The organism is Paraburkholderia sp. J41, assembly GCF_905220235.1.
Taxonomy (GTDB): Bacteria; Pseudomonadota; Gammaproteobacteria; order Burkholderiales; family Burkholderiaceae; genus Paraburkholderia.
Genome location: NZ_CAJMZE010000009.1, coordinates 234,019 through 241,171, shown reverse-complemented (window position 1 = coordinate 241,171; position 7,153 = coordinate 234,019). Strand labels below are relative to the sequence as shown.

The window sequence follows — 7,153 nt, the reverse complement described above, 5'->3', positions numbered from 1 at the left end:
AGGCGCGCCGGTCAGCGCGCCTGTTTTCGTCCGTCGATGACAAAACCGACGGCCAGCAACGGCCAGCACTCCGTTAGCTGCGCGCCTGCAACAACGGCGGCCGCCGCGCGAACCACGGCCGCGCCGCCTCCAGTTGCGCGGCGAGGCGCAGCAGCAAGGCGTCGTTGCCCTCGCGCGCCGCGAATTGCACGCCCACCGGCAGGCCGCGCGCATTCCACCAGAGCGGCACCGACATCGCGGGCTGCCCGGTCAGGTTGAACAATTCCGTGCAGCCCGCCCACGCGAACGCCTTGTTCGACGCTTCCGTCAGCAGTTTGCGCATCAGCGCTTCCACGGGCACGGCGGTGACGGCGCGCATCTGCATGCGCTCGGCGGGCGTGGGCCGCAACTCGCCGATCTTCACCGGCGGCGCGGCGAGCGTCGGGCACAGCAGCACGTCGAAGCGCCTCATCAGATCGGCCACTTGCGCGGTAATTTTTTGCTGCACGTCGAGCGCGGCGGGCAGTTCGCGTTCTCCCAGCTTGCGGCCGATGTGCGCCATCGCCCACGTCGCGATCTCGAAGTCCTCGCGGCGCGGCTTGAGGCCCGTGATGGTGTCGGCGTTGAGCACGTATTGTTCGGCCACCACCGACCACAACATCAGAAATGCCTCGCGCGCGGCGGGGAAATCCACCTTCAGCGAAACCGGCTCCACGCGGTGGCCGAGCGATTCGAGCAGCGCGGCCGCGTCGTCGAGCGCCGCGCGCACGTCGGGCGCGAGCGTGTCGGCGAACATCGGCTCGGCGATCAGCGCGACGGCCAGCGGTTTGGCGCCGTCGAGCGGCTCGCGCGCGGCCGCGAGAAAGCTGCCCGGCGCGCCGGGCGCGAGCGTGCCGTCGCCGGCGAACAGGTCGAGCATGAGCGCGCTGTCGCGCACGCTGCGCGACACCGCGAGATCGACGCCCAACGCGCCCGGCGCGGGCGGCAGGTTCGACGGCACCTGAAACGCGCGCGACGGTTTGAGCCCGAAAAGACCGCAGCACGAGGCGGGAATGCGGATCGAGCCGCCGCCGTCCGAGGCATGCGCGAGCGGCACGATGCCCGCCGCGACGGCCGCCGCCGCGCCGCCCGAGGAACCGCCCGGCGTGTGATCGAGATTCCACGGGTTGCGGCACGGGCCGAACAGTTCGGGCTCCGTGTACGGCATCTGCCCGAGTTCGGGCGCGCTCGTCTTGCCGAAGATATTGAGACCGGCGGCGCGCATGCGCGTGACGACGGGCGCATCGGCGGCGGGAATGTAGTGCCGGTAATGCCGGCTGCCGAGCGTCATGCGCAGGCCGGCGACGGCCGCGCCCAGATCCTTCACGAGAAACGGCACGCCCGCGAGCGGGCCCTGGGCGAGCGCGGCGGCGCTCGTTTCGGCGTTGCGCGCCCGCTCGCGCGCCGCTTCGTAGTCTTTCAGAACGATCGCGTTGATCGCGGGATTCGCGGCTTCGGCGCGCGCGATCGCGGTGTCGAGCAATTCGCGCGCGCTTGCTTCGCGGCGGCGCAGGAGATCGGCGAGGCCGATGGCGTCGTATTCCAGATAGTCGGACTGCAAGGCGCGCGCTCCTCGTCGTGGTGGCCAGCTTGGATGCGAAAGATCATACCGGCGCGGCGCGTTCGGGCGCGTCGAAGGCGTTGCGCGCCGGGTGCCGGCGGCTCCATGCCGCCCCGTTCGCGCGATTTCGGCGCTTACAGCCGTTCGGCGAGAAAGCTCAGCGTGCGCCCGTGCGCGAGCGCCGCGGCGTTCTGGTTGTACGACGCGCGCATCGAGCAGTTGAAGCCGTGCTCGGCGTTCGGGTAGAGATGGAATTCGGCGTTCGGGCGGCCCGCGAAGCTCGCCTGCACCTGGCCCACCGCGTCGAGCGGAATGCCGTGATCGTTTTCGGCGTAATGGAACAGCATCGGCACCGTCACCTTGCTTGCGAGATCGAGCTGATTCTGGATGCCGCCGCCGTAGTACGCGACGCCCGCATCGACGAAACCTTGCGCCGCCGCGAGATACGCGAGACGGCCGCCGAAGCAGTAGCCGACGGCCGCGACCTTGCCCGCGCACTCGGGCAGCTTGCGCAGCGCCTCGGCCGTCGCGCCGATGTCCTGCACGGCGAGATTCACGTCGGTTTTTTGCAGCAGTTCGATGCCGCGGTCGCGGTCGGCGCCGGCGTATTCGAGTTCCACGCGCGGCGCGGTGCGCCAGAACACGTCGGGCGCGATCGCCACGTAGCCGTCGAGCGCGTATTGCTCGACCACGTCGCGAATGTGTTCGTTGACGCCGAAGATTTCCTGCACGATCACGATGCCGGGCCCCTTGCCGCCCCTGGGCGCCGCGACATAGGCGCCGAAGCTGTCGTTGCCGGCGGGAATGTCGATCCAGCGAGTCGAAACGCTCATGGTGTTCTCCGTGTTCGAAAGGAAAGTCGTGCGGCGCGGCGCGATGCGAAGGCCCGCCGGGGAATGGGGGAGCCAGTTTGCCATAGGGCGGCGAGGCATTGCAGCGCGCTCGTTCTCGCAAGCGGATCGTAACGATCTCGATTATTCATTTTTCGCGCGGACGGGCTTTGGCTAGAGTCGGTGCAACGTTTCAGCTTCATGAGGATTGCGCCATGCACCACCCGGAACCGTCGCCGGCCTTTTCAACGGATTGCGCGCCTGCGCCGCTCGTCACGCCGCTCACGCGCCGCTTCGGCTTGCGCCTGCCGGTCGTGCAAGGGCCGATGGCGGGCGGCGCGACCACGCCCGCGCTGGTCGCGGCGGTGTCGAACGCGGGCGCGCTCGGCTTTCTCGCGGGCGCGGCGCTCGCGCCGGAAAAGATCGCGAGCGAAGTCGCGGCAATCCGCGCGCTCACCGACAAGCCGTTCGGCGCGAATCTCTTCGTGCTCGAGCGCGCCGAACCCGACGACGCCACCGTGCGCCGCGCGCTGGCCGCGATCGATCCGCTCGCCGCGCGCTTCGACCTCGCGCCCGGCCAGCCGCTCGCCGCCTACGCGCCCGACTTCCGCGCGCAACTGGACAGGCTCGTCGAACTTCGCGTGCCGGTCGTGAGCTTCACGTTCGGCTTGCTCGCGAAGGAGGACGTCGCGCGCCTGAAAGCGGCGGGCAGCTACGTGATCGGCACCGCGACGCACGTGGCCGAAGGGCTCGCGTGGCGCGACGCGGGCGCGGACGCGATCGTCGCGCAGGGCGCGGAGGCGGGCGGCCATCGCGGCACCTTCATCGGCGAGGCGGCGCATGCGCTCGTCGGCACCGTGGCGCTCGTGCCGCAGCTCGTCGACGCGACCGGCTTGCCGGTGCTGGCGGCGGGCGGCGTGATGGACGGGCGCGGCATCGTCGCGGCGCTGGCGTTGGGCGCGCAAGGCGTGCAGATGGGCACGGCGTTTCTCGGCAGCGCCGAAAGCGCGATTCCCGCCGACTGGAAGGCGCGCTTGCGCGCCGCGTCCGACACCGCCACCTCGGTCACGCGCGCGATCACGGGGCGGCACGCGCGCGGCATCCGCAATCCGTTGATGGCGCGGCTCGACGCGCAGGCCGGCGCGGCGGCGCCGTATCCCGTGCAGAACGCGCTCACGCAGCCGCTGCGGCAGAGCGCGGCGCGCGCCAACGACGGCGACTGGCTTTCGCTGTGGTCGGGGCAGGGCGCGCCGCTCGGCCGCGCGCGCGAGGAAGGGCTGGGCGCGGCGCGCATCGTGGCGGCGCTCGAACGCGAGTCGCGCGCGGCGTTGGAGGCGCTGGCGGCGTTCGCGCGGCCGCAAGCCTGAGCGGCGTCTTTCGCGACGATCGTTGCAGCAACGACGCGGTGCGGGCGGCCGGCGCGGGCGGCCGGTGCGCGTGGACGGCATTCGCATCGGCAGGATAATCGGCGGGTTCGCAAAGCCGGTTTTCGCGAAACCTCAACGGGCGGCGCTTTGCGTCGCTTCGCGGGCGTTTTGCCGGTAAACGAGAGCTGAATCGAATCGCAATGCGTTTATCGGGCGTTCGCACGAAAACGTTTGGCGAACTCATGCGCGCGCAACCATTGCGCGGCGATTTTCCGCGCGCATTGCCGACGCGTGCCGCCAATTCGCCCGAATTAGCCGCGAAAAATCTCAAAAAACGATTCGGAAATGACCGTGGCGGCGCTTTGACGCGGATACGGCGAAGTGCGCCCACGCGTGAGCGGACAAGGATTTTTGGCCCAAAACGGCGATTTGAAGCGTTTCAATCAATCGCCTATTGGTACTCGCCCCGATATCTGAAAAAAATCCCCCAAATTAATTTGATCACCTACACTTGCGCGCAAGTATGGCCAGACGGCCCGCCATGAACGGGCCCGACGCCATGCTGGCCAGGTGCATCAAGGATGCATCCTGCGTGGTCGTCCGCACGGGGAGCGACACGTTCGGGGCGCGGGAGCACAGGGCGATTACGTTGCTTTTGGGTTCGAGAGAAACTGGAGATCTACATGAATATCAAGCTTCACAAGCTGTTGCCGATCAGCGCTGCGGCCATGCTGTTCGCATCGTTTGCAACGGCGGCGAGCGCCGACGTCACGGTCAAGATTGGCCACGTCGCGCCGCTCACGGGCGGTATCGCCCACCTCGGCAAGGACAATGAAAACGGCGCACGCCTCGCCGTCGAGGAAATCAACGCCAAGGGTCTGACGATCGGCGGCCAGAAGGTCACGCTGCAACTCGACGCGCAGGACGACGCGGCCGACCCGCGCACGGCTACGCAGGTTGCGCAGAAGCTCGTCGACGACAAGGTCGTCGCGGTGGTCGGCCACCTGAATTCGGGCACGTCGATCCCGGCATCGAAGATCTACAGCGATGCCGGCATCGTCCAGATCTCGCCGTCGGCCACGAACCCGGCCTACACGCAGCAAGGCTTCAAGACGACGTACCGCGTCGTGGCGACCGATGCGCAGCAAGGCCCGGCGCTCGCGAACTACGCGTCGAAGAGCCTGAAGGTCAAGTCCGTCGCGATCGTCGACGACTCGACGGCTTACGGCCAGGGTCTCGCGAACGAGTTCGAGAAGACCGCCAAGTCGCTCGGCATGAACGTGCTCTCGCATGACGCGACGAACGACAAGGCCGTGGACTTCCGCGCCATTCTGACGAAGATCAAGGGCGAAAACCCCGACGCGATCATGTACGGCGGCATGGACGCCACCGGCGGCCCGTTCGCCAAGCAAGCCAAGCAGCTCGGCCTGCGCGCGAAGGTGCTGGCCGGCGACGGCGTGTGTACCGACAAGCTCTCGGACCTGGCCGGCGACGCCACCGACAACATCGTCTGCTCGGAAGCCGGCATGGCGCTCGAGAAGATGGACGGCGGCAAGGCCTTCGAAGCGAAGTACGAGAAGCGTTTCGGCCAGCCGATCCAGATCTACGCACCGTTCACGTACGACGCCGTGTACATCATCGTGGATGCGATGAAGCGCGCGAACTCGACGGACCCGGCGAAGATCCTGGCAGCGATGCCGGCAACGGACTACAAGGGCGTGATCGGCGAGACGACCTTCGACTCGAAGGGCGACCTCAAGCACGGCGTGATCTCGCTGTACAACTACAAGTCGGGCAAGAAGTCGCTGCTCGACGTGGTCAAGATGTAAGACTCCGTGTGATGCGTCCGGCCGCGCTTCGGCGCGCTCCGGCGTGACATGCGAAAAGGCCCGCGGGTTTGCGCCCGCGGGCCTTTTGTCTTTTGCGGCGACGGTTCGCGCGACGTGCGCTCGCGCACCGCGGCGCGGCTCAGATGCCGAGCCGCCGCAACACTTTCGGCCCGGCGACCGCCACGAGCGCGGCGCACAGCGCCACGACCGCGAGCCCCACGGTGAGATTCGTCACCTGCGTGATGCCGCCGATCACGACCGGCCCGAACAGCAAGCCGAAATACGCGATGCCCGCGACGTGAGCGAGCCCTTCGGCGGCGTGGATGCCTTTCACGCGCGCGGCGGCCGCGAACAGCACCGGCATCATGTTGGCGAGGCCGAGTCCCATCAGCGTGAAGCCCGTGAGCGCCGTGAACGAATACGGCAGCAGCAGCGCGCCGATCATGCCCGCGCAGGCCAGCGACGCGCTCGCGAGCACCAGTTGCGGCGCGCCGAAGCGCGCGCGCACGGCGTCGCCGGCGAAGCGCGCCACGGCCATGCCGCCCGAGAACGCCGCGTAGGCCGCGCTCGCGAGCGCGGGCGTCGAAAGCACGACGTCGCGCATGTACACGGTGGCCCAGTCGTACATCGCGCCTTCGGCGATCAAGGCGATCAACGCGACGGCACCCAGCGCCCACAGCGCGGGCGTGCGCCAGCGGTTGCCGGTTTTCGCGTGTTCGCCGTGCGTGGCATGCGGCACGTGCGGCAGCACGGCCGGGCACGAAAGCACGAGCACCAGCGCCGCGAGCGCCGAAGCGAGCAGCAGATGCACGGCCGGCGCCATGCCGCGCGCGAGCAGCGCCCCGCCGATCGCCGCGCCCGCCATGCCGCCCAGGCTGAACATGCCGTGCAGCCCCGACATGATCGGCTTGCCGACGGCTTCCTCCACGGCGCTCGCCTCGGCGTTCATCGCCACATCGAGCGTCGCCATGCCCACGCCGAACGCGGCGAGCACGGCGAGCAGCATCCAGTAATACGGCACGGCGAGAATCAGCGCGCCGCACACGCTCATCGTCAGGCCGCCCGCGAGGCACGCGCGGCGCGAGCCGACGCGCGCGATCCAGCCGCCGATCAGCGTCATCGCGGCGATCGAGCCGCCCGCCACGGCGAAGAGGGCGTAGGAGAGCAGCGCCGCGCTCAGGTGGAATTTGTCGCGCACGGTGGGAACGTGTACGCCCCACGAGGCGTACATCATCCCGGCGATGAAGAACAGCGCCATCGTCGCGACGCGGGCGCGCTGCCGCCGCGCGGCGGGCAATGCGCGATGCTGGGCGGCGGGACTGGCGTCGCGGGCTTGCGGGGACGAATGAGCGTGGGTGGTCGACGGATTCGATGGATCGGACACGGGAATTCCGGTAAGGGAGCGGCGGAAGGCGCCTGAAAGCAAACGCTGATTCTATCGAACACGCGAATGGCCTGTCGGGCGCGCGTGCTGCTCTAATAGCGCCATGCGCCGCTCGAAACTCCCGCCACGCGCGGGGCTTCGCGAGCGGCCCGCCGACCGACCAC

At 68.9% G+C, this 7,153-nt stretch carries 6 protein-coding genes; 3 read left to right on the top strand and 3 right to left on the bottom strand.

Translation table 11 applies throughout. The features are described from left to right. Positions 1-73: 73 nt before the first annotated feature. Positions 74-1,579 carry an amidase gene (locus tag U5805_RS12445; RefSeq protein WP_322103772.1) on the bottom strand — a complete coding sequence of 502 codons (1,506 nt, stop codon included), beginning with the start codon at positions 1,577-1,579 and terminating at the stop codon, positions 74-76. Between the two features lie 134 nt (positions 1,580-1,713). Beyond that, positions 1,714-2,412 (bottom strand): dienelactone hydrolase family protein, encoded by a 699-nt coding sequence (locus tag U5805_RS12440; RefSeq protein ID WP_322103771.1) that lies wholly within the window; start codon positions 2,410-2,412, stop codon positions 1,714-1,716. 212 nt (positions 2,413-2,624) lie between these two features. Between U5805_RS12440 and U5805_RS12435 the strand changes: the two genes are divergently transcribed. The 3 genes from U5805_RS12435 to U5805_RS12425 all read left to right on the top strand — a co-directional run bounded on the left by U5805_RS12435 (position 2,625) and on the right by U5805_RS12425 (position 5,605). After that, on the top strand, positions 2,625-3,776 hold the full coding sequence (locus U5805_RS12435) for a nitronate monooxygenase (protein ID WP_322103770.1): 1,152 nt from the start codon (positions 2,625-2,627) through the stop codon (positions 3,774-3,776). Positions 3,777-3,976: 200 nt separating this feature from the next. Then, positions 3,977-4,321 (top strand): hypothetical protein, encoded by a 345-nt coding sequence (locus tag U5805_RS12430; protein WP_322103769.1) that lies wholly within the window; start codon positions 3,977-3,979, stop codon positions 4,319-4,321. Between the two features lie 138 nt (positions 4,322-4,459). Then, complete coding sequence (locus U5805_RS12425) at positions 4,460-5,605, top strand: branched-chain amino acid ABC transporter substrate-binding protein (RefSeq protein ID WP_322103768.1); 1,146 nt, start codon at positions 4,460-4,462, stop codon at positions 5,603-5,605. 139 nt (positions 5,606-5,744) lie between these two features. Here the strand turns inward: U5805_RS12425 and U5805_RS12420 are convergent, their stop codons facing one another. Then, a complete protein-coding gene (locus U5805_RS12420) occupies positions 5,745-6,989 on the bottom strand; it encodes an MFS transporter (protein ID WP_415914579.1) in 1,245 nt (414 codons plus the stop codon). Between the last annotated feature and the right edge of the window lie 164 nt (positions 6,990-7,153).

Excerpts from the sequence above, each read along its gene's own strand:
- U5805_RS12440 (WP_322103771.1), bottom strand. The coding sequence starts at position 2,412 with ATGAGCGTTTCGACTCGCTGGATCGACATTCCCGCCGGCAACGACAGC.
- U5805_RS12435 (WP_322103770.1), top strand. The coding sequence starts at position 2,625 with ATGCACCACCCGGAACCGTCGCCGGCCTTTTCAACGGATTGCGCGCCT.
- U5805_RS12430 (WP_322103769.1), top strand. The coding sequence starts at position 3,977 with ATGCGTTTATCGGGCGTTCGCACGAAAACGTTTGGCGAACTCATGCGC.
- U5805_RS12425 (WP_322103768.1), top strand. The coding sequence starts at position 4,460 with ATGAATATCAAGCTTCACAAGCTGTTGCCGATCAGCGCTGCGGCCATG.